The organism is Pseudoxanthomonas sp. 134C1, assembly GCF_057773065.1.
Map to the genome: position 1 here is coordinate 133,289 of NZ_JBYMTH010000005.1, position 23,715 is coordinate 157,003.

General features: G+C 67.1%; 24 protein-coding genes. 14 read left to right on the top strand and 10 right to left on the bottom strand.

All coding sequences use genetic code 11. From position 1 onward, the window contains the following. Positions 1 to 497 precede the first annotated feature (497 nt). Positions 498 to 2,873, bottom strand: coding sequence for a Tex family protein (locus AC3DEZ_RS11880; RefSeq protein ID WP_488388391.1), 2,376 nt, complete (start codon positions 2,871 to 2,873; stop codon positions 498 to 500). A gap of 160 nt (positions 2,874 to 3,033) precedes the next feature. Between AC3DEZ_RS11880 and pip the strand changes: the two genes are divergently transcribed. Then, a complete protein-coding gene (gene pip / locus AC3DEZ_RS11885) occupies positions 3,034 to 3,987 on the top strand; it encodes a prolyl aminopeptidase (RefSeq protein WP_488388504.1) in 954 nt (317 codons plus the stop codon). Positions 3,988 to 3,993: 6 nt separating this feature from the next. Continuing rightward, entirely contained in the window at positions 3,994 to 4,479 is a 486-nt protein-coding gene (locus AC3DEZ_RS11890) for a DUF7004 family protein (RefSeq protein ID WP_488388392.1), read from the top strand. 94 nt (positions 4,480 to 4,573) lie between these two features. Here the strand turns inward: AC3DEZ_RS11890 and AC3DEZ_RS11895 are convergent, their stop codons facing one another. The 9 genes from AC3DEZ_RS11895 to AC3DEZ_RS11935 form a co-directional block, all read right to left on the bottom strand. Beyond that, the gene (locus tag AC3DEZ_RS11895; RefSeq protein WP_447102011.1) at positions 4,574 to 5,251 is read right to left on the bottom strand and encodes a YiaD family glycine zipper/OmpA-like lipoprotein; all 678 of its coding nucleotides are present in this window, start codon (positions 5,249 to 5,251) and stop codon (positions 4,574 to 4,576) included. 123 nt (positions 5,252 to 5,374) lie between these two features. Further along, the gene (locus AC3DEZ_RS11900; protein WP_488388393.1) at positions 5,375 to 6,853 is read right to left on the bottom strand and encodes a WS/DGAT/MGAT family O-acyltransferase; all 1,479 of its coding nucleotides are present in this window, start codon (positions 6,851 to 6,853) and stop codon (positions 5,375 to 5,377) included. A gap of 60 nt (positions 6,854 to 6,913) precedes the next feature. Then, positions 6,914 to 8,332, bottom strand: a complete 1,419-nt coding sequence (locus AC3DEZ_RS11905) for a cryptochrome/photolyase family protein (RefSeq protein WP_488388394.1) — start codon at positions 8,330 to 8,332, stop codon at positions 6,914 to 6,916. 8 nt (positions 8,333 to 8,340) lie between these two features. Then, positions 8,341 to 9,738: a replicative DNA helicase gene (locus AC3DEZ_RS11910; RefSeq protein ID WP_447102008.1), complete on the bottom strand. Its 1,398-nt coding sequence runs from the start codon at positions 9,736 to 9,738 to the stop codon at positions 8,341 to 8,343. Positions 9,739 to 9,989: 251 nt separating this feature from the next. Beyond that, a complete protein-coding gene (rplI, locus tag AC3DEZ_RS11915) occupies positions 9,990 to 10,439 on the bottom strand; it encodes a 50S ribosomal protein L9 (protein ID WP_447102007.1) in 450 nt (149 codons plus the stop codon). Between the two features lie 127 nt (positions 10,440 to 10,566). Next, positions 10,567 to 10,797: a 30S ribosomal protein S18 gene (gene rpsR, locus AC3DEZ_RS11920; protein ID WP_079726029.1), complete on the bottom strand. Its 231-nt coding sequence runs from the start codon at positions 10,795 to 10,797 to the stop codon at positions 10,567 to 10,569. Between the two features lie 11 nt (positions 10,798 to 10,808). Beyond that, on the bottom strand, positions 10,809 to 11,237 hold the full coding sequence (gene rpsF, locus AC3DEZ_RS11925) for a 30S ribosomal protein S6 (protein WP_488388395.1): 429 nt from the start codon (positions 11,235 to 11,237) through the stop codon (positions 10,809 to 10,811). A 553-nt stretch (positions 11,238 to 11,790) separates the two neighbouring features. Further along, positions 11,791 to 13,554, bottom strand: a complete 1,764-nt coding sequence (locus tag AC3DEZ_RS11930) for a DUF885 domain-containing protein (RefSeq protein WP_488388396.1) — start codon at positions 13,552 to 13,554, stop codon at positions 11,791 to 11,793. 77 nt (positions 13,555 to 13,631) lie between these two features. Continuing rightward, complete coding sequence (locus AC3DEZ_RS11935; protein WP_488388397.1) at positions 13,632 to 13,970, bottom strand: HesB/IscA family protein; 339 nt, start codon at positions 13,968 to 13,970, stop codon at positions 13,632 to 13,634. Between the two features lie 111 nt (positions 13,971 to 14,081). On the opposite strand from AC3DEZ_RS11935, the gene asnS reads away from it, so the two are divergent. The 12 genes from asnS to kynU all read left to right on the top strand — a co-directional run bounded on the left by asnS (position 14,082) and on the right by kynU (position 23,713). Then, positions 14,082 to 15,482 carry an asparagine--tRNA ligase gene (gene asnS, locus AC3DEZ_RS11940; protein ID WP_488388398.1) on the top strand — a complete coding sequence of 467 codons (1,401 nt, stop codon included), beginning with the start codon at positions 14,082 to 14,084 and terminating at the stop codon, positions 15,480 to 15,482. A gap of 19 nt (positions 15,483 to 15,501) precedes the next feature. After that, on the top strand, positions 15,502 to 15,807 hold the full coding sequence (locus AC3DEZ_RS11945; protein WP_183641680.1) for a hypothetical protein: 306 nt from the start codon (positions 15,502 to 15,504) through the stop codon (positions 15,805 to 15,807). Further along, a complete protein-coding gene (locus tag AC3DEZ_RS11950; RefSeq protein ID WP_488388399.1) occupies positions 15,804 to 16,112 on the top strand; it encodes a hypothetical protein in 309 nt (102 codons plus the stop codon). Before AC3DEZ_RS11945 ends, AC3DEZ_RS11950 begins: the two co-directional genes overlap by 4 nt. 15 nt (positions 16,113 to 16,127) lie before the next feature. Further along, on the top strand, positions 16,128 to 16,760 hold the full coding sequence (locus AC3DEZ_RS11955) for an FMN-binding negative transcriptional regulator (RefSeq protein WP_488388400.1): 633 nt from the start codon (positions 16,128 to 16,130) through the stop codon (positions 16,758 to 16,760). Between the two features lie 246 nt (positions 16,761 to 17,006). Then, positions 17,007 to 17,795, top strand: a complete 789-nt coding sequence (locus AC3DEZ_RS11960; RefSeq protein ID WP_488388401.1) for an SDR family oxidoreductase — start codon at positions 17,007 to 17,009, stop codon at positions 17,793 to 17,795. 70 nt (positions 17,796 to 17,865) lie between these two features. Next, complete coding sequence (locus tag AC3DEZ_RS11965; protein ID WP_488388402.1) at positions 17,866 to 19,293, top strand: aldehyde dehydrogenase; 1,428 nt, start codon at positions 17,866 to 17,868, stop codon at positions 19,291 to 19,293. 120 nt (positions 19,294 to 19,413) lie between these two features. Then, positions 19,414 to 20,088, top strand: a complete 675-nt coding sequence (gene can / locus AC3DEZ_RS11970; protein WP_447101998.1) for a carbonate dehydratase — start codon at positions 19,414 to 19,416, stop codon at positions 20,086 to 20,088. After that, positions 20,081 to 20,512, top strand: a complete 432-nt coding sequence (locus AC3DEZ_RS11975) for a RidA family protein (RefSeq protein ID WP_488388403.1) — start codon at positions 20,081 to 20,083, stop codon at positions 20,510 to 20,512. The genes can and AC3DEZ_RS11975 overlap by 8 nt, the downstream gene beginning before the upstream one ends. Position 20,513: 1 nt before the next feature. Further along, a complete protein-coding gene (locus AC3DEZ_RS11980; protein ID WP_488388404.1) occupies positions 20,514 to 21,044 on the top strand; it encodes a 3-hydroxyanthranilate 3,4-dioxygenase in 531 nt (176 codons plus the stop codon). A gap of 7 nt (positions 21,045 to 21,051) precedes the next feature. Continuing rightward, on the top strand, positions 21,052 to 22,062 hold the full coding sequence (locus AC3DEZ_RS11985; RefSeq protein ID WP_447101995.1) for an amidohydrolase family protein: 1,011 nt from the start codon (positions 21,052 to 21,054) through the stop codon (positions 22,060 to 22,062). Positions 22,063 to 22,064: 2 nt separating this feature from the next. Further along, positions 22,065 to 22,442 (top strand): 5-carboxymethyl-2-hydroxymuconate Delta-isomerase, encoded by a 378-nt coding sequence (locus AC3DEZ_RS11990; protein ID WP_488388405.1) that lies wholly within the window; start codon positions 22,065 to 22,067, stop codon positions 22,440 to 22,442. Continuing rightward, positions 22,439 to 23,713: a kynureninase gene (kynU, locus tag AC3DEZ_RS11995; protein ID WP_488388406.1), complete on the top strand. Its 1,275-nt coding sequence runs from the start codon at positions 22,439 to 22,441 to the stop codon at positions 23,711 to 23,713. The genes AC3DEZ_RS11990 and kynU overlap by 4 nt, the downstream gene beginning before the upstream one ends. Positions 23,714 to 23,715 lie beyond the last annotated feature (2 nt).

Consider the following 23,715-nt stretch of genomic DNA (forward strand, 5'->3'; position numbering starts at 1 on the left):
CCCTCGCTTGCGGGGGAAGGGAGCATCCAGCACTTGGTCGCAAGACCATCTGATTGCGGACGCACGCGGATCGCGTCAGGCATATCCACGCAACATGGCAATCCAGCTCTTCCCTCGCTTGCGGGGGAAGGGAGCATCCAGCGCTTGGTCGCAAGACCATCTGATTGCGGACGCAGGCGGATAGCGTCAGGCATATCCATGCAACATGGCAATCCAACTCTTCCCTCGCTTGCGGGGGAAGGGAGCATCCAGCGCTTGGTCGCAAGACCATCTGATTGCGGATGCACGCGGATAACGTCAGGCATATCCATGCAACATGGCAATCCAACTCTTCCCTCGCTTGCGGGGGAAGGTGGCGCGAAGCGCCGGATGGGGGCGCTTTTCGCGCGGTGCCACCTCCATTGGCTTGTCCCATCCGCCTTCGGCGCCCGTATCAGGTGCGGGGCAGGCTCCTCCGTCGCAAGCAGGGGAAGGATTCATCTGTCCCCATCGCGGGTTCAGTCCTTCCCGCGTGCCCGTGCGAAAGCCGCTGCCAATGCGTTGTCGGCCGGAGGTGCGGACGGACGCGCTGCGCCGCCCTGCCCGCGCCCGCCACCGTCGCGGCCGTTGCGCGGACCATTTCCCCCCCCGCTGTTCCCGCGCGGTCCCTGGGCGCCGCGCGGCTCCTCGCGCACGGGTGGCGGCGTGTCGTCCAGCCGACGGGTCAACGCGATGCGCTTGCGCGGGATGTCCACTTCCAGTACCCGCACCTTGACGATGTCGCCGGCCTTGACCACTTCGCGCGGATCCTTGACGTAGCGATCGGCCAGCGCGGAGATGTGGATCAGGCCGTCCTGGTGCACGCCGATGTCGACGAAGGCGCCGAACGCGGCCACGTTGCTGATCACGCCTTCCAGGATCATGCCCGGCTTGAGGTCCTTGATGTCCTCCACGCCGTCGGCGAAGCGCGCGGCCTTGAACTCCGGACGCGGGTCGCGGCCGGGCTTTTCCAGTTCCCTGAGGATGTCGCGCACGGTCGGCACGCCGAACTTATCGTCGGTGTACTCCTCGGCGCGAACGCCGCGCAGGAAGCCGGCGTCGCCGATGATCTGCTTCACCTCCCGGCCGCATTTGGCCAGGATGCGCTCGACCACCGGATAGGCTTCCGGATGCACCGAGGACGCATCCAGCGGCTGGTCGCCGTCGGCGATGCGCAGGAAGCCGGCGCATTGCTCGAAAGTCTTCTCGCCCAGGCGCGGCACCTTCAGCAGGTCCTTGCGCGACTTGAACGCGCCGTTGGCGTCGCGATAGACCACGATGTTGTCGGCCACGCTGGAGGACAGGCCCGACACGCGGGTCAGCAGCGCCGCCGAGGCGGTGTTCACGTCCACGCCGACCGCGTTCACGCAGTCCTCGACCCTGGCGTCCAGCGCGCGCGCCAGGCGGAACTGGTCGACGTCGTGCTGGTACTGGCCCACGCCGATCGCCTTGGGTTCGATCTTCACCAGTTCGGCCAGCGGATCCTGCAACCGCCGCGCGATCGATACCGCGCCACGCAGGCTCACGTCCAGGCCGGGAAATTCGCGGGCGGCGAATTCGGAAGCCGAGTAGACCGAGGCGCCGGCCTCGCTGACCACGATCTTCTGCATCTTCAATTCCGGCGCCAGTTTGATCAGATCGCCGGCCAGCTTGTCGGTCTCGCGACTGGCGGTGCCGTTGCCGATCGAGATCAGATCGACCTGATGCTTCGCGCACAGCGCGCGCAGCACATGCAGCGACTGATCCCACTGGCGCCTGGGTTCATGCGGATAGATGGTCGCGGTATCGACCAGCTTGCCGGTGCGATCCACCACCGCCACCTTCACGCCGGTACGCAGGCCCGGATCCAGGCCCAGCACCGCTTTGGGGCCGGCCGGCGCGGCCAGCAGCAGATCCTTGAGGTTGTCGCCAAACACCGCGATGGCCTCGGCCTCGGCCCGCTCGCGCGCCTGATTGAAGAGGTCCAGCAGCAGATGCATATGCAGCTTGGCGCGCCAGGTCAACCGGCACGCATCCAGCAGCCACTTGTCGGCCGGGCGGCCCTGCGCGGCGACGCCGGCATGTCTGGCCACCCGCCCTTCGGCCAGCAGATGACCGGCCTCGGCCTCGTTGCCCGGGTCCAGATCCAGCAGCAGGATCTCCTCGCGGCGCGCGCGGAACAGTGCCAGCAGCCGGTGCGAGGGAATCTTCGCCAGCGATTCGGCGTGATCGAAATAGTCGCGGTACTTCGCGCCCTCGGTTTCCTTGCCGTCGGCCACGCGCGCGCGGATCACGCCGATTTCATGCATCCAGTCGCGCAGCTCACCCACCAGCGCGGCGTTCTCGCCCCAGCGTTCCATCAGGATGGCGCGCGCGCCTTCCAGCGCAGCCTTGGTATCGGCCACGCCCTTCTCCGCATCCACATAGGCGGTGGCGGCGGTTTCCGGCACCTGCGAAGGATCCGTCAGCAGGCCGTCGGCCAGCGGCTCCAGCCCGGCCTCGCGCGCGACCTGCGCGCGGGTGCGACGCTTGGGCTTGTACGGCAGGTACAGATCCTCCAGCCGCGCCTTGCTGTCGGCGGCCTCGATATCGCCGCGCAGCTCGTCGGTCAGCTTGCCCTGTTCCTCGATGCTCGCCAGCACCGCGGCACGGCGATCCTCCAGTTCGCGCAGATAGGTCAGTCGCGTTTCCAGGTTGCGTAGCTGCGTGTCATCCAGCCCGCCGGTGACTTCCTTGCGGTAACGCGCGATGAAGGGGACGGTGGCGCCTTCGTCGAGCAGGGCGATGGCGGCCCGCGCCTGCGCGGTCTGGGCGCCGATCTCGGCGGCGATGGTCTGGGCGATCTGCAGGGCCAGCTTCGGATTCTTGTCTTGCATTGCTTCCGTCGGAAAAGACCCGGAGGTCCGGGTGGGATGCCGATTGTGGCAACCCCGGACCGCGCGCGAAACGGGTTGACAGGCGTGGAAATTCAGCTAATGCACGCGGCCGATGACACGCCTGCGCTATCCTTCTCGCAAACGGAAAAGGATGACGCACGTGCGCGAGCTGTACCCGGAGATCGAGCCCTACCGTACCCGGCGGCTGGCCGTGGATGACCTGCATGCGCTGTACATCGAGGAATGCGGCAATCCCGACGGCCTGCCGGTGCTGTTCCTGCACGGCGGTCCCGGTGCCGGCCTGTCGACCTACCATCGACGCTTCTTCGACCCGACGCGTTACCGCATCGTCCTGTTCGATCAACGCGGCGCCGGCCGTTCGACCCCGCCGGCCGAACTGCGCGACAACACCACCTGGCACCTGGTCGCCGATATCGAACGGATTCGGGAGCATCTGGGCATCGAACGCTGGGTCGTGTTCGGCGGCTCCTGGGGTTCCACGCTGTCGCTGGCCTATGCGCAGGCGCATCCGGATCGCGTGCTCGGCCTGGTCTTGCGCGGCATCTTCCTCGGTCGCCCGGGTGAGCTGCGCTGGTTCAACGAACTGGACGGCGGCGCGCGCTGGATTTTCCCGGAGCGCTGGGAACGCTATCTGGCCTACATCCCCGAATCCGAACGCGACGAAATGGTCGAAGCCTACTGGCGGCGTCTGGACGGCCCGGACCCGGCGATCCGGCTCGAGGCCGCGCAGGCCTGGAGCGACTGGGAAGGCGGCAGCACCACCCTGCTCCACGATCCCGCCGAAGCCGGCAATTTCGAGGATCCGAAGGTCGCCGTCAGCGTCGCCCGCGCCGAGGCCCACTACTTCCGCCACAACGTGTTCCTGGAACCGGATCAGCTGCTGCGCGACATCGACCGCATCCGCCACATCCCGGGCACCATCGTGCATGGCCGCTACGACATCATCTGCCCCATGAAGAGCGCGCACGATCTGGCGCAGGCCTGGCCGGAGGCCGATCTGCGGGTGGTGCTGGCCGGGCACAGCGCCGCGGATCCGGCCATCGCCGATGCGCTGGTGCAGGCCACCGACGCGCTGGCCGATCGCTTCGCCTGAGGTCGCATGCGCCGGCATTTCAAGACACTCGCCGACGGTTCGCTGATCGAATTCGATCGCGGCCAGTTCGATGACTGGTGCGTCTACCTGACGCCGCCGGGCGCCTCCCGCTTCGCGCCGCGCGACGCCTGGTACTTCGATGAACTGCAGTCGCTGGCGGCGCGCCATGGCGCGTATCGCCTGTACGAGGATTTCGTCCGCGTCTACGACCGCACCAGCGCCGAGGCCAGCCCCGCCGTGCTGGCCTGGATCACTGGCCTGTCCGCCGCCTATGGCGAGGATGCGCTGCTGGTGGATCAGCTCTTCACCATCCTCTACGCCGGCATGGTGGCGGAGGAAAACAAGGTCCATGGCCCGCTGGGCCGGCGCATCAAGCGACTGGGGATGTACCAGGCATTGATCGAAGGCATGCCCGCCATCGAGGCGGCCAACTACAGCCGCAATGTCGACGCCAAACGGTTGGATGGCGAATGCCGGCGGCGGGGATTCTGATCCTCCGATGTGACGCACCGTTCGCATCGGACGACGCAAAAAAAGAAGGGCCGCTAACGCGGCCCTTCCTTTCACTCCACGGCTGTCGCGATGCTCAGGAACGCACCGGCAGCACCCGGATCTCGACGCGGCGGTTGAGAGCACGGCCCGAATCGGTGTCGTTGCTGGCAATCGGGTAGCGCTTGCCCATGCCGACAATCTCGAAGCGCTCGCGCAGCACGCCCTGGCCGATCAGGTAGTTGCCAACCGACGCGGCGCGCTGTTCGGACAGACGCTGGTTGACTGCGTCGCTGCCGACGCTGTCGGTGTGGCCGGTCACTTCCACGATGGTCTGGTTGTACTCGGACAGGGTCCGGGCGACGTTGTTGAGTGCCGGATAGAACTGCGGCTTCAGGTCGGCCTTGCCGAAATCGAAGGTCACGCCGTCCGGCAGGTTCAACTTGATCACATCGCCATCACGGCTGACATCGATGCCGGTGCCGGCGGTCTGCCGACGCAGTTCGGCTTCCTGGCGATCCTGATAGGCACCGATCGAGCCGCCGGCGAGACCGCCGACACCCGCGCCAATCAACGCACGCTGGCGGCGATCCGTGGCGTCCTTGCCGCTCAGCAGGCCGACCGCCGCGCCGATGCCGGCACCGATCAGCGCGCCGGTGCGGGTGCGGTTGGGATCATTGGGATCGTTGGTCTGGCCAGTGTAGCTGGCGCAGGAACTCAGCATCACCGCCGCGCCCAGCGCGATGAGCGTGGTCTTGATGGCGTAATTCTTCATGGACATCTCCTCGTCGTATGGGAACGCATCCCGGCAATCATCCAGCGCCGGCAAAAATACCGGCTCCGTTCTGTCTGATAGCTAAAGCGCCGTGAAGATCCGGAAAAGCATGCGTCTTCCTGTTCAGCTTGCTTGCGCCGTGTCTTCCAGCAGCGACACGGCGGCACCCGCATCGAGGGTGTAATCCCAGTTCCCCATCAACGCCAGATACAGCAGCTTCTCGAACTCCGGCGCGAAACGGCGAATCACCGCGTCGGGATCCGGCACCAGTTTGGCGTCGGCGATCAGACCGAAATGCACGCGGCCGTTGTAGCTGAGGATGGATACCCCGATGCCGATCGAACCAGTCTGCGGCACCCAGAACATCATGTCGCGGACCCGGCTGCCGCCCATGTAGAGCGGTTGCTGCGGCCCGGGCACATTGGTCGCCACCGCGGTGGCCTTGCGGCTGAAGAGTTCCAAGGCCACCCCCTGCAAGGCGGCGGGCGCCATTCCAAGCGCGGCAAGAAGTCCAAATGCAACAATAGCTTGCCGAGAATTCTTCAAGTCATTCATGCACCCGGCTACGCGTTCCAGCCGGCGGATCGGATTGGCCTCGCCTACCGGGAGATCCAGGAACACCAGTCCGAAATGGTTGCCCAGTTTGCGGGCATGCTCCAGCGGCCGCAGGTTGACCGGCACGGTCGCGCGCAGGGTCACGCCATCGACCTGTTCGCCGCGTTCGAGCAGATAGCTGCGCAGTGCGCCGGCCGCGGTGGCCATCAGCACGTCGTTGACCGTGCAATCGCACGCGCGCCCGACCGCCTTCACCTCTTCCAGATCCAGCGGCTCGGCCCAGGCCACCCGCTTGCTGACCCCCAGCGGGCCACGCAGCAGCGTGGGCGGATCATCGGACAGCGCCAATGCGGCGAGCAGTTCGCGGCCGATCTCGCCGCCCTCCCTCGCCAGCATCGTGGCCAGGGTCGGATCCCGATACATCTCCATGCCCTTGCCGAGCATCTTGCCGCCGAGCTTGACATAGCGATCAATCGCACCGACCCGGCGCACCACTTCCACGCCATCCTGCTTCAGCCAGGCCGCGCGCAGGTCGCTGCTGCTATCCGGCTTGCGGGTGGTATCGGTCAGCGAGAGCAGCACCTGCACCAGCGCGATGCCGTCGGCGTAGCTGTGGTGGATGCGCGCCACCAGCGCCGAACCGCCGCGGTAGCGCTCGACCAGATGGAATTGCCAGAGCGGCTTGGTCTTGTCCAGCGGCGTGGACGCCATCTGGCTGACGAAACGCTCCAATGCGCGCTTCTCGGAATCCGGATCGCTGCGGCCGGGCAGTGCCGACAGCCGGACGTGCCAATCGATGTCGAAATCGGGGTCTTCCACCCAGGCCGCGCCGGCCGCGGTGTCGACCGCCTTCTGGAGGAAGCGCGGATAGGCCAGGAAGCGCTTGCGCACGACATCCTTGAGCCGCTCCAGCGTGAGCGGCTCGTCGAACATGAGCACTCCGGTGATCATCATCGGATTGGTCGGCCGGCACATCCGCAGCCAGGCGGTATCGACCCGCGACATCGGTTCGCGCCGTGGCTTGCCCGGCCCCTTCTTCGTCGCCATGCTGCCCTCCGTTCCCTGCATCGAGTGAAGCACGCGGCCGCGAAAGGCGTCAACGCGATCTCAGCCCGCGCTGGCCCGATACGCGGCCAGCGCCGCTTCGCGGCCTGCGGCCAGATCCACCAGCGGGTTGGCGGGATAGTCCGGCGCCAGCCGCGCGGCCATCGCCGGCGACTCCCACGGCGCGAATCGCAGCGCAGGCGGCAGTTCGCGCAGTTCCGGCACCCAGCGGGCGATGTACTCGCCCCGCGGATCGAACCGGCGCGCCTGGGTCACCGGATTGAACACGCGGAAATACGGTGCCGCGTCGGCGCCGGTGCCCGCCGTCCATTGCCAGCCCAGCGTGTTGTTGGCCAGGTCGGCATCGACCAGGGTGTCCCAGAACCAGCGCGCACCGTGCGACCAGTGCAGGCGCAGATGCTTGGTCAGAAAGCTGGCGGCGATCATCCGTACCCGGTTGTGCATGTAGCCGGTCGCCCACAGCTCGCGCATGCCGGCGTCGACGATGGGCACCCCGGTCCGTCCGCGCTGCCAGGCTTCCAGTACGCCAACGCCCGGCGCCGCCCAGGCGAATCCGTCGAAGCGCGGATTGAGGTTCCGGTCCGCGGTATGCGGGAAGTGGTGCAGCAGGTGCCAGGCAAACTCGCGCCAGCCGAGTTCGCGCAGGAAGGCCTCCACCTCGGCGGCATTGGCTGCCGTCCGCGCCTGCTCCAATGCGGCGGCGATGCGCCAGGGTGCGATTTCGCCGAAATGCAGATGCGGGGACAACCGCGACGTCCCCACGCGATCCGGGCGGTCCCGATCCTCGCGATAGCCACGCAGCGCGCCGTCGACGAATACTTCCAGTGCTTCCCGCGCGCCGATCTCGCCAGGTTGCCAGTCGTCCCAGAAGCCGCGGTCCCACGGGGTGGACGGCGCCAGGCCCAGCGAATCCAGCGGCACACCGTCCCCGATGGCGCATGACGGCGGCAACCGGTCCGGCGCCTTCCAGGGCGCCGGCGGATTCCAGCGCGCCCGCGCCGTGCGCCAGAAGGGGGTGAACACCCGATACGGCGTGCCCTGCCCGGTCGCCAGATCCCAGGGTTCGAACAGCAGGCCGCCGTTCGCGCTTTCCACCCGCAGTCCCTGCTCACGCAGCTGCTTCTTCAGCGCGGCGTCGCGCGGCTGGGTGGCCGGTTCGTACTTGCGGTTCCAGAACACCGCCCTGGCACCGCTGTCGCGCAGGAGCGCCCGCAGGGCCGCACCGGTCGGGCCCCTGCGCACATGCAGCGCGGACCCACGCGCGCGCAGATCGGCGTCCAGTACACGCAGGGACCGATGGCGCCACGCATCGGAAGCGGCACCCGGCATCCAGCCGCCCTCTTCTTCCGGGGCGTGGATGTATACCGGCAAAGGGGTATATCCCTCGTCCAACGCCATCCGCAGCGCCGGGTTGTCGTCCAGGCGCAGATCGTTGCGGAACCAGACGAGGGCGACCGGCATCGCGACGCCTACTCGAAACTTCCGATGGAATCGTGCGCCAGGTTGTCGAAACGGGTGTATTCGCCGAAGAACTTCAGCTTGCACGACCCCGTCGGGCCGCTACGCTGCTTGCCGATGATGATTTCGGCCAGGCCCTTGTCCGGTGAATTTTCCTTGTTGTAGTAGTCATCGCGGTAGATGAACACGATCATGTCCGCGTCCTGCTCGATGGCGCCGGATTCGCGCAGGTCGGCCATCACCGGGCGCTTGTCGGTTCGTGTTTCCAGCGAACGGTTGAGCTGCGACAGCGCGATCACCGGCACGTTGAGTTCCTTGGCCAGGCCCTTGAGCGAGCGCGAAATCTCGGAGATTTCGGTGGCGCGGTTCTCGCTGTTGCCGGGGACCGACATCAGCTGCAGGTAGTCGATGACCACCAGGCCCAGATCATGTTCGCGCTTGAGCCGGCGGGACTTGGAGCGGAGCACTTCCGGCGACAGGCCAGGCGTGTCGTCGATGAAGATCTTGGTTTCCTTGAGCATCCGGATCGCGCTGGTGACGCGGCTCCAGTCCTCGTCTTCCAGCTGGCCGGTACGCAGGCGGGTCGCGTTGATGCGGCCGTTGGAGGAAATCAGGCGCAGCGCCAGCTGCGCGGCGGACATTTCCATCGAGAACACCGCCACCGCCTTCTTCGATTTGATGGCGGCGAATTCGGCGATGTTGAGGGCGAAGGTGGTCTTGCCCATGGCCGGACGCGCGGCCAGGATGATCAGGTCGGTCGGCTGCAGGCCGGCGGTCATCTGATCGAACTCCGTATAGCCGGTCGGCAGGCCGGTGACGTTGCCGCCATTCTCGAAGCGGCTCTGCAGGACCTCGAAAGCATCCTTCAGCGCCGAGTTCATGCCGACGAAGTCGGTGCGCCCGCGCGCGCCGGCTTCGGCAATGGCGAACACCTTCTGTTCGGCCACCGCCAGCAATTCGTTGCTCTCCCTGCCCTCGGGCTGGAAGGCGTCGTTGACGATGCCGGTGCCGACATCGATGAGCTGGCGCATCACCGCCTTGTCGCGGACGATTTCCGCGTAGGCGACGATGTTGGCGGCGGACGGGGTGCTGCTGGCCAGCTCGATCAGGTAGGCGCCACCGGCGACCTGTTCCAGATGGCCCTGCGACTCGAACCATTCGCCCAGGGTTACTGCGTCGTAGGGCCGGTTCCGTTCCGCCAGCTCGCTGATGGCGCGGTAGATCAGCTGGTGGTCGCGGCGATAGAAGTCGTTGTCGGTGAGCTTGTCGTTGATCCGATCGTAGGCTTCCGGCGCCAGCATCAGGCCGCCCAGGACGGCCTGTTCCGCCTCGATGGAGTGCGGCGGCACCCGCAACTGTTCGATACGCGCATCCTGCGGGTCGTTGCGGAAACCTGGGCGTGCGGACATGGGGGCGACGGACTCCTGTGGCCGATGCGGGGCGAACGGAACGGGATTGGCCATGGTAGTCGCTCCACCGGCGGGTGGTTGCAGATAACCATGTGGATAACCGGTGGGCATCTCAGCGGTTGAGACACCCGCGATTGGCTACGGTGATATGCCGACGGACGGCAACGCGTCCGCCGATTGACGCCCCGGGAAGGCAAAAACGGAAACGGGCGCCGCGAGGCGCCCGTTCCGGTGCGGCACGGCCCGGGTTATCAGGCTTCGGCTTCGACGACCACCTTGATGGCGGTTTCGACGTCGGCGTGCAGCTTGGCGATCACTTCGAACTCGCCGATGTTGCGGATCGGGCCTTCGCCCATCACCACTTCGCTCTTTTCCAGCGGCAGGCCGATGGCGGTGAACGCGTCGGCGATGTCGCGCGGGCCGACCGAACCGAACAGCTTGCCTTCGGTCGAAGCGTTGGCCTTGATGGTCACGCTGGCGCCTTCCAGCTTGGCGCGGCGGCTTTCGGCGTCGTCATGCACGGACTTGGCCTTGGCTTCGTACTCGGCGCGCTTGGCTTCGAACTCGGCCAGGTTGGCGGCGGTCGCCGGCACGGCCTTGCCCTGCGGCACCAGGTAGTTGCGGCCGTAGCCCGGCTTCACATTGACCTTGTCACCGAGAACGCCGAGGTTGGTCACTTTCTGCAGAAGAATCAGTTCCATCGTATTGCTCCGTATTCGTTAGCGGGCCTGGCCCGCAGCGTGGGCTGTCCGAATGACAGTGAAGAAAGAACCTCCCCTTGCGGGGAGGCCGGTTCGCCGGGGGCCTTGGCCCCCGGCGGTTCCACGATTACACGTCGTGGTTGTCCGTGTACGGGATCAGCGCCAGGAAACGCGCGCGCTTGACCGCCGTGGCCAGCTGACGCTGGTAGCGGGACTTGGTGCCGGTGACGCGGCTCGGGACGATCTTGCCGGTCTCGGTCAGGTACTGGCGCAGGGTGTTGAGATCCTTGTAGTCGATCTCCTTCACACCTTCGGCCGTGAACTTGCAGAACTTGCGGCGACGGAAGAACTTGGACATGGGTGTGCTCCTTAAGCGGCTTCAGCGTTGTCGGAGGATTCGGCGGGCGCTTCGGTGCTCTCGCCCTCGTCGTCGTCGCGACGGCGACGCTCGCCACGCTCCGACTTCTCACCCTTCTCGTCCTTGTTCTTCATGATCAGGGACTGTTCGGTGTCGGCGCCATCGCGCTTGACCACCAGGTGACGCAGGATCGCGTCGTTGAAACGGAAGGTTTCCACCAGCTCGTTCAGCACGGTCTGGTCAGCCTCGATGTTGAGCAGCACGTAGTGGGCCTTCACCAGGTTCTGGATCGGGTAGGCCAGCTGACGGCGGCCCCAGTCTTCCAGGCGGTGGATCTTGCCGTTGCCGTTCTCGATCAAGCCCTTGTAGCGCTCGATCATCGCCGGCACCTGCTCGCTCTGGTCCGGATGGACCAGGAACACGACTTCATAGTGACGCATCGTTTTTACCTTTCGGATGTAGGCCCGGCGGCCTCGCGGCGCCGGGCGGGACAGCCCCCCGTCGCCCGGATGGACGCGGTGGAGCAAGGACCCTGCCGCCCGCATGGGCGTCAGGGAGCTGGAAATTATGGCAGGTCAAGGACTTGCAGGCAAATGGGATGAAGGCGGACGGTGATGGCGGGAAGCTGCCGGGGCCGGGGGGCGCCGTCCGGCATGGACACCGGCTTCTGGGCAATCCGCCGAAGAACATCCGGTTACCCTTTGATTTTCTTTGGTTTCCGTCCATTCCGCATGGATTTGGGCATGGTCATGAAAATGGTTCCCGGCGATCGCTGGAACGACAGAGGGTGTTCCTTTCTTATCCTCTCGCCCTGCCGACCACCCTGCCCACCCGGCTCCCGACCGCTCCCGGAAACTTTGTGGAATCGTCACCCCGGCGAACGCCGGGGTCCCTTTCTACTCTGGCGGACCCCACACCCCCGGCGCCGACTGCGCAGGGCACGACTCCGAGCCTTCATCGGAGCAACAACCGGGGGCGCGCGTAATTCCAGCCTCAGCGGCCCTTCTGCTCCAGAATCCAGGCGTCGATGCGCTTCTCCAGCGCCTCCAGCGGAACCGAGCCGGTATTGAGGACTTCATCGTTGAACGCGCGGAGGTCGAACTCCGGTCCCAACGCCCGCGCCGACCGCTCGCGCAGCTCGGAAATCTTCAGCTGGCCGATCTTGTAGGCCAGGGCCTGTCCCGGCCAGGCGATGTAGCGGTCGATCTCGTTGACGATGTCCTGGTCGGTCTTGGCGGCGTTGTCCTTGAAGTAGGCGATGGCCTTCTCGCGGCTCCAGCCCATCGAGTGCATGCCGGTGTCCACCACCAGGCGCACCGCCCGCCACATGTCGTAGGTGAGCTGGCCGAAACGATCGTACGGATCGTCGTACAGGCCCATGTCGTAACCCAGGCGCTCGGCGTACAGGCCCCAGCCCTCGCCGTAGGCGACGAAGTAGGCGGTCTTGCGGAACATCGGCAGGTCCGGCAGTTCGATGCCGCGCGCCATCTGGAAATGGTGCCCGGGCACCGCCTCGTGCAGCGAGAGCGCCATCATTTCCCACTTCGGCCGGGTCCCGGGCTTGTACAGGTTGACGTAGTAATAGCCCGCGCGGCTGCCGTCGGCGGCACCTGGCTGGTAATAGGCGGTGGTGGTGTCGGGCGCGGCGTTGTCCGGGATGGGCCGCACGCCGTAGGGCAGCCGGGGAATGGTGTGGAACGCCTTCACCAGTTCCGGATCGATGCGCTTGGACAGGGCCTGGTAGGCCTCCAGCAGTTCGGCCGGGGTCTTGTAGAAGTACTTCGGATCGCTGCGCAGGTGATCGAAGAAGGCATGCAGATCCCCCTGGAAACCGACCTGCGCCTTGATCTTCTCCATCTCGGCGCGGATGCGCGCGACCTCCTTCAGCCCGATGGCGTGGATCTGCTGCGGGGTCAGCGGCGTGGTCGTGTAATAGGCGGCCATCGCCACATAGAAGTCCTGCCCGTCCGGCAGATCGGTGGCGGCGATGCTGGCACGGCTGGCCGGCAGGTAGGTTTGGTTGAAGTAGGCCTGCAGCTTGCGATACGCCGGCACCACCCGATCGCGGATCACCTGCTGCGCATCCTTCCGCAGCCCGGCGCGGTCGGCTTCCGGCACGCTGTCGGCGAACTTCAGGAACGGCCGGTAGAACGGACTCTTCGACGGGTCCTCGACGATCTGCGCGGCGATCTGCGCCGGCACCCGCTGCATCAACACCTTCGGCGGCAGGTAACCTTCGGCCACGCCACGTTGCATCAACACCAGGTTCTGCTCGATCACCGTGTCCAGCCCGCGCAGGCGGGCGATCCAGTTGCGATAGTCCTGCGTGCTGGCGAACGGCACCACCTCGGCCATGCCGTCGGCCAGCTGCACGCCGCCCTGATGGCCAATCGGCTGCAGGTATTCCTTGAAGCGCTGGCGGGCGACGGCCTGCTTCAGGTTCCACTCGAAGGTGTCGTAGTTGAGCTGGTCCGCCGGCGACAGGCCGTCGCGGCCGATGGCATGCAGTTTCTCCAGCGCCGCCCGGTCGCTGGCCTCGCTCCGGGCGATGGCGTCCAGGCTGCGGTCGCTCCAGCGGTCGTTGAAGCGGTTGTCGCCGTTGTAGCTGGCATTCTCCGGACTCTCCCGCAGGCCCCGCTCCCATTCGGCGGCGAACAGCGCTTCCAGCGCCGCATGCCTGTCGGTGACGATCTGCGCGCGCAGCGGCGCGCATACGGTGGCGGCCACCAGCGCGGCCAGCATCAGTGAACGGAACATCGAGGCTCCCCGGTGCGGAAAGCCTGGAAGCTTAACGTCTGCCCCGGTCGACCGGCAGTGCAGGACGGGCGCGGGCGTCAGGCGGCGTCGGCCTGGGTGGTGAAGCTCTCGCCGCAGCCGCACTCGGCGGTGGCGTTGGGATTGCGGAACAGGAAAGTCTCGCCCAGGCCCTGCTTGGCGAAGTCGATTTCGGTGCCGTCCACCAGCGCCAGGCTCTGCGCGTCGACATAGATGCGCACGCCCTCGAATTCGAACACGGTGTCGCCCTCGCGCTCCTCGCGGGCCAGATCGGCGACATGGCCCCAGCCGGAGCAACCGGTGCGGGCGACGCCGAAACGCAGGCCCAGCGTGCCTGGCGTCTGCTCGACGAAACGCTGCACGCGCTCCAGGGCGACGGGGGTCAGGGTGATGGCCATGCATTCCTCCAGGCGGGACGTCGATTATAGGCCGTGGGCGAGCCGCTGGGCCCGTCGCTCCGGTAAACTCCACCGTTCCATAAATAGTCCTGTTACGGAAGGATTCAAGTCATGACGGTGGTGAGCGTCGAACATGCGCTGGCGGGCAAGATCCCGGCTGGCGGCGAGGTCACGGTACGCGGCTGGGTGCGCACGCGGCGCGATTCCAAGGCGGGCCTGTCCTTCGTGAATGTCAGCGACGGCTCCTGCTTCGCGCCCATCCAGGTAGTGGCGCCCAGCGAACTGGACAACTACGAATCCGAGATCAAGCGCCTGACCGCCGGCTGCGCGGTGGTCGCCACCGGCACCCTGGTGCCCTCGCAGGGCCAGGGCCAGAGTTTCGAAATCCAGGCCAGCCGGATTGAAGTGGTCGGCTGGGTCGAGGATCCGGAAACCTATCCGATCCAGCCCAAGGCGCACTCGCTGGAATTCCTCCGCGAAGTCGCCCACCTGCGTCCGCGCACCAACCTGTTCGGCTCGGTCACCCGCATCCGCAACTGCCTGGCCCAGGCCGTGCACCGCTTCTTCCACGAGCGCGGCTTCTACTGGATCAGCACGCCGATCGTCACCACCTCCGACGCGGAAGGCGCCGGCCAGATGTTCCGCGTATCCACCCTGGACATGGCCAACCTGCCGCGCGACGGCAAGGGCGCGGTGGATTTCTCGCGCGACTTCTTCGGCAAGGAAACCTTCCTGACCGTGTCCGGCCAGCTCAACGTCGAGGCCTACTGCCTGTCGCTGAGCAAGGTCTACACCTTTGGCCCGACCTTTCGCGCCGAGAACAGCAACACCACCCGCCATCTGGCCGAGTTCTGGATGATCGAGCCGGAGATCGCGTTCGCCGATCTGGCCGCCGATGCGGACCTGGCCGAGGACTTCCTCAAGTACCTGTTCCGCGCGGTGCTGGACGAGCGTGGCGACGACATGGCGTTCATCGCCGAGCGCGTGCAGCCGGACGCGATCACGCGCCTGGAAACCTTCATCAACGCGCCGTTCGAGCGCATCGACTACACCGATGCGATCGGCCTGCTGCAGAAGTCCGGCAAGAAGTTCGACTTCCCGGTCGAATGGGGCCTGGACCTGCAGACCGAGCACGAGCGCTGGCTGACCGAACAGCACGTCGGCCGTCCGGTGGTGGTGATGAACTACCCCGAGCACATCAAGGCCTTCTACATGCGTCTGAACGACGACGGCAAGACCGTCGCGGCGATGGACGTGCTGGCCCCGGGCATCGGCGAGATCATCGGCGGCAGCCAGCGCGAGGAGCGTCTGGACGTGCTGGACGCGCGCATGGCCCAGTTCGGCCTGGATCCGGCCCACTATGGCTGGTATCGCGACTTCCGCCGCTACGGCACCGTGCCGCACGCCGGCTTCGGCCTGGGCTTCGAGCGGCTGGTGGTGTACGTGTGCGGACTGACCAACATCCGCGACGCCATCCCCTACCCGCGTGCGCCCGGCAGCGCCGAGTTCTGAGCAGGAGCGGATTGCAACGATGCTGCTGTTCTTCGCCCTGTGCTTCGTCGGCGTCGCCATCGCCGGTTTCTGCGCGTTCGTGATCTTCTGGCCGCTCACGCTGGTGCACATCCGCGATCGCCATGCCGCGCTCGGTGGCCAGTGGGGCGAAGGCGCCTTCCTCAAGCCGATCGCGCTGCGCTGGTTGCTGGCCCGCGGCTATCTGCCGCTGCGCGACAGTTCGCTCAGCGGCCTGGCCGCGCCGGCGCGGATCTCGCTGCTGGTGATCTTCGTCGCCCTGGTGTCGTCGGGGTTGCTGACCGTGTTCTCGCTGGTACTCAAATGAATGACCCCATCCATGACGCCTGGTACGTGGCCTCGCTCGGCCGGACCCTGATCTGGGCCCGTCTGCGGGTGCTGGAGGCCGGCACCGCGCAGGTCCTGGACAGCGACGGCAACACCCTGACCTACGACAGCGAGGACAGCGCCCGTGGCGCGCTGTTCGACGCCGAGTTCGTCGCCTACGACGGACTGGACGAGGAAGACGCGTTGCAGCGCGGTTTCTCGCTGCACGAAATCAGCCCGCCGCGCGCCGTCGACGACGACGCCCTTCCGGCGCTGATGGTGCAGCAGCTTGGCGGCCGCGCCTGAGTCCGCGGGCCATCCGTGTACACGCCGCGCGCCTTCGCCGAAACCGATCTTTGCGAACTGGATCGGCTGATCGCGCGTGATGCGTTCGTCACCCTGATCACGATCGGCACCGATGGCGCCCCCGCCGTCAGCCACCTGCCGGTGCTGTACGCGCGCGATGGCGACCGCGTCGTCATCGAAGGTCACTGGGCCCGGCCGAATCCGCAGGCGCGGCATGCCGGTCCGGCCCTGCTGATCGTTCACGGACCGCATGCGTATCTTTCCCCCGGCTGGTACCCGGACAAGGAGAGCGCCGCGCGCGTGCCGACCTGGAACTATGCGGTCGCCCATCTGCACGGGACGCTGGAACCCACCGAGGATCCCGCCACGCTCGCCGGCATCGTCGACCGCCTGAGCCAGCTCAACGAGCCACGGGTGGGCAACGACTGGCGGTTCGAGCCGGATCGCCCGGATCATGCCGGCCAGTTGCGCGGCATCATCGGTTTCCGCTTCCAGGCCGAGCGGGTTGAACTGAAGTTCAAGCTCAGCCAGAACCATCCCGAGGCCAATGTCCGCGGCGCCGCGGCCGGCCTGCGCGAACAGGACGAGGCGAACGCGCATGAAATCGCCACGTTGATGCTGGAGCGGCTGGAACGTCGCGACAGCTGAACGCGCCGCCGCGCCCTCCCTGCGGGAGCGACGTCAGTCGCGAACTCTTGATGGGGAAGAAAGAGAAAGTCGATGACACGATTCCGGTCCGGGATTTCCGTTTCCTTCATCGCGACTGACGTCGCTCCCACAGGGGGATCCGACGGGATTAACCATGGCGCTGCCTCTTGCGTGACGGTCGCGATTGACGTCGCTCCCACAAGGGGTAGCCGGTAGACTGCGGGTCCGGCATCTCGAGGAGTTCCGATGGATCTGAACCTGTCCGGTCGCCACGCGCTGGTCTGCGGCGCGTCCGAAGGCATCGGCCGCGCGGCGGCGCGCGAACTGGCGCTGCTCGGCGCCAGCGTCACCCTGCTCGCGCGACGGGCCGAGGTGCTGGCGGAAGTCGCCGCGGGCCTGCCGACGATCACGCCGGGCCAATCGCATGGCTGGCTCGCGGCGGATCTGGCCGAGCCCGCCGCGCTGCAGGCGGGCGTCGGGGCGCTGGTGGCCAAATCGCCCGTGCACATCCTGATCAACAACACGGGCGGTCCGCCGGGAGGACGTGCCATCGACGCCGGGGCCGCGGCCTACCTCGATGCGTTCCAGCGCCATCTGCTGGCGAACCAGCTGCTGGCGGGCCTCGTGGTTCCCGGCATGCGGGACGCCGGCTGGGGACGCATCGTCAACGTGATCTCCACCTCGGTGAAGGAGCCCATTCCCAACCTGGGCGTGTCCAACACCATCCGCGGTGCGGTGGCGTCCTGGGCCAAGACCCTGTCGCGCGAACTCGGGGCCGACGGCATCACCGTCAACAATGTACTGCCGGGCTACACCCGCACCCGGCGCCTGCAGCAGATCCTCGATGATCGCAGCGCCGCCAGCGGCAAGGACGAAGCCACGATCGCCGCCGGCATGCTGACCACGGTGCCGGCGGGCCGCTTCGCCGATCCGGGTGAAGTCGCCGCCGCCATCGCCTTCCTCGCCTCGCCCGCCGCCGGCTACATCAGCGGGGTCAGCCTGGCGGTGGATGGCGGCCGCATGCAATCCATCTGACCGGAACGCGCCGCGGCGGCGAGACCGCAATGCAGCAGGCGACCGGCGCGCGCCGGGTTAAGCTGGCGCCATGCAATCACTGACCCACTGGATCGATGGCCAGCCGCAGGCGGCCCGCAATGGCAACTGGCGGGTGGTGCACGCGCCGGCCGATACCCGGCCGTACGCCCAGGTCGCGGACGGAAACGCCGACGACGTGACCGTCGCCATCGATGCGGCCGTGCGCGCGGCGCCCGGCTGGGCGGCGCTGCGCAACAGCGAACGCGCCGCCTGGCTGGAACGGCTGGCCGCCGCACTGGAAGCACGCGTGGATGATTTCGCCGACGCCGAATCCCGCGATGGCGGCAAGCCGATCCGGTTGGCGCGCGAGGTCGAAATTCCGCGCGCCGCCGCCAACCTGCGCTTCTTCGCCCAGGCGGCGGGCCAGTCCGCCAGCGAATCCCACCACGGGGAAGCGGGCCTCAACTACACCCTGCGCCAGCCGCTGGGCGCGGTGGCGACCATCTCGCCGTGGAACCTGCCGCTCTACCTGTTCACCTGGAAAATCGCCCCCGCGCTGGCGGCAGGCAACACCGTGGTCGCCAAACCCTCGGAGGTCACGCCGCTGACCGCCACGATGCTGGCGGAACTGGCGGCCGGGATCGGTTTTCCGCCAGGCGTGTTCAACCTGGTCCATGGAACCGGCCCGCAGGTGGGCGAACCGCTGGTGGCCGACCCGCGGATCAAGGCGGTGTCCTTCACCGGCAGCACCCGCGTCGGCCAGCGCATCGCGGCGCTGGCCGCACCGCAATTGAAGAAGATTTCGCTCGAACTCGGCGGCAAGAACCCGACCCTGGTGTTCGCCGACAGCGACTGGCGCGGCCAGCTCGATACCCTGGTGCGTTCAGCGTTCCAGAATTCCGGGCAGATCTGCCTGTGCGGCTCGCGCCTGCTGGTTGAACGCGCGATCCACGACGAATTCCGCGAGGCGTTCGTCGCCCGCGCCAAGGCCCTGAAGGTGGGCAATCCCGCCGACCCGTCGACCGATCTCGGACCGCTGGTCTCGCAGGCCCATTACGACAAGGTGGTCGCGTGCATCGCCCGCGCCCGTGCCGAGGGCGGACGGTTCCTGCTGGGGGGCGACGCCTGCCCCCGGGGCGGCTGGTTCATCGAGCCGACCCTCATCGAAGGACTGGGTCCCGATTCGGCGAGCAACCTGGAGGAGATCTTCGGTCCGGTGGCGACCCTGCAGGCGTTCGACGACGAGGAACATGCATTGGCCCTGGCCAACGCCGGCGACTACGGGCTGGCGGCGATGATCTGGACCCGAGACCTCGGCCGCGCACACCGCCTGGCCGCGCGGGTCCACGCCGGCATCGTCTGGATCAACACGTGGCTGATGCGCGACCTGCGCACGCCGTTCGGCGGCATGGGCCACTCGGGGCTGGGACGCGAGGGTGGCCTGGAGGCGATGCGCTTCTTCACCGAGGCCAGGAATGTCTGCATCGATCTGCGCTGACCGGAGGCCGCCGTACCGCCCCGCATCCATCCGATGGCTGACGATCCACGCCGATCGGCGCAAACTACGTGGTGGACCGCCCAGCGCTCCCCCTCCCCCCGCCCGAACCGGATACCGCCGATGAGTGATAGCGAACTCGAGAACCTGTTGCGCAACAACCGTGAATGGGCCGAACGGATCAAGCACGAGGATCCCGGCTTCTTCAAGCGCCTGTCGCAGCAGCAATCGCCGCGCTATCTGTGGATCGGCTGTTCCGACTCGCGCGTGCCCGCCAACCAGATCCTGGGCCTGGATCCGGGCGAGGTGTTCGTCCACCGCAACATCGCCAACGTCATGTCGCACGGCGACCTCAATTGCCTGTCGGTCATCCAGTTCGCGGTCGACATCCTCAAGGTCGAGCACATCCTGCTGGTGGGCCACTATGGCTGCGGCGGCGTGCATGCGGCGATGACCGGCGCCCGGGTCGGACTGGCCGACAACTGGTTGCGCCACGTGGCCGACGTGGCGACCAAGCATGCCGTCCGCCTCGCCGAGGAGGACACCGAATCGCTGCGCCACGCCCGCCTGTGCGAACTGAACGTCATCGAGCAGGTATTCAACGTCTGCCAGACCACGGTGGTGCAGGATGCCTGGGCGCGCAACCAGCCCTTGACCGTGCACGGTTGGGTCTACAGCCTGTTCGACGGCCGTGTGCGTGAACTGGGCATGGACGTGGATGCCGCCGAGCGCCTGCACCCGACCTACGAACAGGCGCTGGCGCGGATGCCGGCGCGCGGGGATCGGCGCGATGGGTGAAGGCATCCGGACTACGGCGGCACCGGTGCCGGTCGGCGCGTATCCGCACGCGCGCCGGGTCGGCCAGTTGCTGTTCCTGTCCGGAATCGGTCCGCGGGATCCGGCCACCGATGCCATTCCCGGCAACGACTATTTCGCCGACGGCCGCGTCCGCGGCTACGACATCCAGGCGCAGGCGCGCGCGGTGTTCGCCAACGTGCGCACGGTGCTGGAAGCCAGCGGCGCGCGCTGGGAGGATCTGGTCGACGTGACCGTCTATCTCACCGACATGGCTCGCGACTTCAAGGTCTACAACCAGGTCTGGGCCGAGCATTTCCCGGACCCTGCGCGCGCGCCGTGCCGCACCACCCTGGGTATCACCGCGCTGCCCACGCCCATCGCCATCGAACTCAAGTGCGTCGCCGCCTTGCCCGAGGAACGCTGACATGCTGCCCGGACCGCTCAACCTGCAGGCCTGGATCGAGGAACACCGCCATCTGCTGAAGCCGCCGGTCGGCAACAAGGTGATCTACGCGGGCGACTTCATCGTCATGGTGGTCGGCGGTCCCAACCAGCGCACCGACTTCCACTACGACGAAGGCCCGGAGTGGTTCTACCAGCTCGAGGGCGAGATGGTGCTGAAGATCCAGGAAGATGGCGCGGTGCGCGACATCCCGCTGCGCGCCGGCGAGATCTTCCTGCTGCCGCCGCGCGTGCCGCATTCGCCGCAGCGGATGCCCGACTCGGTCGGACTGGTGATCGAGCGCCGGCGCCTGCCGCACGAGCAGGACGGGCTGCTCTGGTATTGCGAGCGCTGCAACCACAAGCTGTACGAGGAGTATTTCACCCTGAAGAACATCGAGACCGATTTCCCGCCGGTGTTCGACCGCTTCTACTCCTCGCCCGGGCACCGGACCTGCGCGCAGTGCGGACACCTGAACCCGGCACCCGGCAAGTATGTGATGGCGGATACCTGAGCGCTCCATGCTGAAGATCGATACACACGCCCATTTCCTCCCGCGCGACTGGCCCGATCTGGCCGGCAAGTACGGCGACAACCGCTTCCCGGTGATTCATCACGGCGACGACGGCCGCCACCGCATCTACAAGGACGGGCGTTTCTTCCGCGAGATCTGGCCCAAGACCTGGGATCCGGTGGAACGGATTGCCGACTACGCCAAGTTCGGCGTGCAGGTGCAGGTGATCAGCACGGTGCCGGTGATGTTCAGCTACTGGGCCAAGCCGCACCAGGCGCTGGAACTGCACCAGGCGCTCAACGATCACACCGCCGCCGCCTGCCGCGACTATCCGCGCCACTACGCCGGTATCGGCACGGTGCCGCTGCAGTCGCCGCGGCTGGCGGTGCAGGAGCTGGAGCGCTGCATGGATCAGCTGGGCCTGCAGGGCGTGCAGATCGGCAGCCATGTCAATGACTGGAACCTGGATGCGCCGGAGCTGTTCGAATTCTTCCAGGCCGCCAGCGAACTGGGCGCCGCGATACTGGTGCATCCCTGGGACATGATGGGCGCGGCGTCCATGCCCAAGTACTGGCTGCCCTGGCTGGTCGGCATGCCGGCCGAGCAGTCGCGCGCGGCCTGCTGCCTGATATTCGGTGGCGTGCTGGAGCGCCTGCCCGGCCTGAAGGTCTGCTTCGCCCACGGCGGCGGCAGCTTCCCCTACACCATCGGTCGCATCGAGCACGGCTTCAACATGCGTCCCGATCTGGTCGCCACCGACAATCACCGCAATCCGCGTGAGTATCTGGATCGGGTCTACTTCGATTCCTGGGTGGCCGATCCACGCGCGCTGCGCTACCTGCTGGACACCGTCGGCACCGAACGGGTGATGCTGGGCACCGACTATCCGTTCCCGCTGGGCGAACAGGAACCGGGCGCCGGCATCGCCGCGCTTGGCCTGGACGAACCCGGCCAGGCCCGCCTCTATCACGGCACCGCGCTGGAATGGCTCGGCCTTTCGCGGCAACGGTTCGACTGACCATGCCGCACCTGACCCTGCAATACACCGCCAATCTCGCCCTCGATGCGGAACCGCTGCTGCAACGTCTCAACGAGGCGCTTGTGGCCAGCGGCCATTTCGACGAGGAGGCGATCAAGAGTCGCGTGGTCGCGCTGGATCACTTCCGCGTCGGCACCGACGGACAGGCGCCACGCGCGTTCGCGCACGCCCGCCTGCGCATCCTGCCCGGCCGCGATGAGACCGTCTGCGCGGCGCTTTCCGAGATCCTGTCGCGAGCACTTCAGGCGCATCTGCCGGCGGGCCCGTACACCCTGCAGATCTGCACGGAAGTCAGCGAGCTTCCCGCCAGCTACCGCAAGACCACCCTCCTTCCCACCTTTTCTCCTGCCTCTTCATGACCGACGCGCTGTCCCGTACCCACGCCATCGCCCTCGACGCCGCCGATCCGCTGCGCGCCCTGCGCAACGAGTTCCTGATTCCGAAGCACAAGCACAACGAGCAACTGTATTTCTGCGGCAACTCGCTGGGCCTGCAACCGCGCGGCGCACGCAAGTACGTGCAGGAAGTGCTGGACAAGTGGGCCAACGAGGCGGTGGAAGGCCATTTCACCGAACCGGCCCAGTGGATGACCTATCACGAACTGGTCCGCGACGGACTGGCCGACGTGGTCGGCGCGCAGCCGGCCGAGGTGGTGGCGATGAATTCGCTGACCGCCAACCTGCACCTGATGATGGTCAGCTTCTACCGGCCCACCGCCGAGCGCCCGGCGATCCTGATGGAAGCCGGCGCCTTTCCGTCGGACCGTTACGCGCTGGAGTCGCAGGTGCGTTTCCATGGCTTCGACCCGGCGCGCGACCTGATCGAACTGGCACCCGATCAGGCCGACGGCACCGTGTCGATGCAGGCCATCGAACGCGCCATCGCCGAGCATGGGCCGCGACTGGCGCTGGTGCTGTGGCCGGGCATCCAGTACCGCACCGGGCAGGCTTTCGATCTGGCTGAAATCACCCGGCTCGGCCACGCGCAGGGCGCCGTGGTCGGTTTTGACCTGGCCCACGCGGTCGGCAACCTGCCGGTGCGGTTGCACGACAGCGGCGCCGATTTCGCGGTGTGGTGCCATTACAAGTACCTCAACGCCGGTCCCGGCGCGGTCGCGGGCGCGTTCGTGCACGCGCGCCATGCCGATACGGACCGGCCGCGTTTTGCCGGCTGGTGGGGACACCGCAAGGACACCCGCTTCCGGATGGGTCCGGAATTCGCGCCCACCTCCGGCGCCGACGGCTGGCAGCTCAGCAACCCGCCGATCCTGGGGTTGGCGCCGCTGCGCGCCTCGCTGGAGGTGATCGCGCAGGCCGGCGGCATGCGCGCGCTGCGGACCAAGTCGGAGAAGCTGACCGGCTTCCTGGAAGCGCTGATCCGCGCACGGGTCGGCGACGCGCTGGAGATCGTCACGCCGTCCGACCCCGCGCAGCGCGGTGCGCAGTTGTCGCTGCGTGTCGTCGGCGGCCGCGAGCGCGGACGCGATCTGTTCGAATACCTGGCATCGGTCGGCACGATCGGCGACTGGCGCGAGCCGGATGTCATCCGCATCTCGCCGGCCCCGCTGTACAACCGTTTCATGGATGTCTACCGCTTCGTCGAGGAAGTGGAGACCTGGCGCGGCGTCTGATC